Annotated in this window: 2 protein-coding genes; one reads left to right on the top strand and one right to left on the bottom strand. The window is 63.6% G+C overall.

Annotation, left to right across the window (positions count from 1 at the left end):
• Positions 1-3 precede the first annotated feature (3 nt).
• Positions 4-774, bottom strand: coding sequence for an ROK family protein (locus AAFP05_RS09070; protein WP_341729537.1), 771 nt, complete (start codon positions 772-774; stop codon positions 4-6).
• A 176-nt stretch (positions 775-950) separates the two neighbouring features.
• Here AAFP05_RS09070 and AAFP05_RS09065 point away from each other — a divergent pair, with 176 nt between their 5' ends.
• Positions 951-1,835 (top strand): ATP-binding protein, encoded by an 885-nt coding sequence (locus AAFP05_RS09065; protein WP_341729536.1) that lies wholly within the window; start codon positions 951-953, stop codon positions 1,833-1,835.
• The last annotated feature ends 24 nt before the right edge of the window (positions 1,836-1,859 follow it).

The following is a 1,859-nucleotide window of genomic DNA, read 5'->3' as shown; positions in this document are numbered from 1 at the left end:
CTGCTACGGGCGAGCGTCGGCGGAGGCCGCAGCCACTGCGGCACCGACGATGCCGGCCTGATTGAGCAACTGCGCTGGCACGATCGGAGTATTCAGATCGAGCAACGGCAGGAACTTCTCGTGGCACTTGGAGACACCGCCGCCGACGACGAAGAGGTCCGGCCAGAAGTATCGCTCCATCGTCGTGTAGTACTTCTGCAGCCGCTTGGCCCAGCGCTTGTAGCTGAGATGCTCGATGGCCTTAGCATTGGCGGACGCCTTTGTCTCCGCGTCCTTGCCATCGATCTCGATATGACCGAGTTCTGAGTTCGGGACCAAGACGCCGTCCATGATCAGCGCAGTGCCGATGCCGGTGCCCAGCGTCGTCATGATGACCAGTCCGGGATGGTCCTTCGCCGCTCCGTAGTACACCTCAGCGAGACCGGCGGCGTCGGCATCGTTGACCAGCACAGTATGGCGTCCGAGCCGTTCGCTGAACAGTTCCTCGGCGTTCACCCCGACCCACGATGAATGCAGGTTTGCGATCATCGGAACGGTGCCGTGGACGACTGGCGCAGGCAGCGCGATTCCGATCGGTCCGTCGCCAATTTGATCGACAAAGGCATCGACAACCTGGGCGACCACATCGGCGCATGCTTTGGGGGTCGACTTCTTGGGTGTGGGGATGCGGAGCCGATCCGCGGTGAGCGTGCCGCTATCGAGGTCGACGGGGGCCCCTTTGATGCCGGATCCGCCAATGTCAATGCCGAGTATTGGCTGCGCTGCCGAAGTCATGCGGTAATGCTAGCTGGCAACGCGACTTCGGCGCGAGTCGTTCACTGCACAGACGACGGACTGCAAGAAACAGTGACTGGGACGATAGCATCACGGAGGATCTCGAGTTCGGTGAAGTGCATCGTACTGGGCCGTCAGGGCCCCGGAGGGTCCTTGGCAGAAAGCGAGGACGCCGGATGCAGTTGGCGAGCCCAGAGCTGGTGCGGATAGCCATCGCGCAGTTGTTGCTACTGGTAGGCGCTTGGCTGATGGCCGAGTTGGTGCGTCAGCTGCTCGGGCACCGGGTGAAGGTGTCCGGGTCGGCCATGGTCTTGGTCTCGCTCGTCGCGGTCTGCCTCGGCGTGGCAGTCGTCGGCGTCTTCCTGCCCGGCCGGGAGATGCTCGATCTGCTCACTCTGCTGGTCGTTTTCGGCGTCGACGCGGCGGCGCTGGTGGGGGCGTCCGCAGTTCTGGTACGCATGCAGGCCCGGCAGGAGCCGCCGAGCATTTCCGAACTCGTAGCGGCCGGTGAATCCGACCACGTTGAGTTCAAGTCCTCCGCCCGCTGGAATCTACGCACCGACAAGCGGGACGAGCGGATGGAGTTGGTGATCGCCAAGACGATTGCGGCGTTTTGCAACAGCTCGGGCGGCACGCTGCTCATCGGCGTCGACGACGATGGCCGGCTACTGGGTCTGGGACCCGATTTCACGACGCTGAAGCAGCCGGATCCGGACAGATTCGAGCTGTGGCTACGCGACTTGTTGCAAACCAAGCTGGGTGCCCGGGTGGCAGGGGCCCCCGATGTCGACTTCGAGCAGATTCCGGGCGGCGAATACGTCTGCCGAGTGAGTTGTCCGCCGACGCCGGCACCGGTCTTTCTGCGGTCTGGCAAAGGGTCGGCCGCGACGTCAGAATTGTGGGTGCGGATCGGCAATTCCAGCCGCTGCCTCGGGGTGGACGACGCCATCGGCTATGTCAGTCATCGTTGGCCGGCGCCGCTGTCCACCAACCTGCACGACCGTGTCTCACGGTGGTTGCGGACCCCGGTGGTGGTGACCGCGAAAGAACTGGACGATTGATGCGCTCGGCGAGGGTACGCATCT

It is taken from the genome of Brooklawnia sp. (assembly GCF_032229645.1).
Lineage (GTDB): Bacteria > Actinomycetota > Actinomycetes > Propionibacteriales > Propionibacteriaceae > Brooklawnia.
Note: the sequence above shows the minus strand (reverse complement) of the source record. Positions and strands in the feature narration are given on the sequence as shown.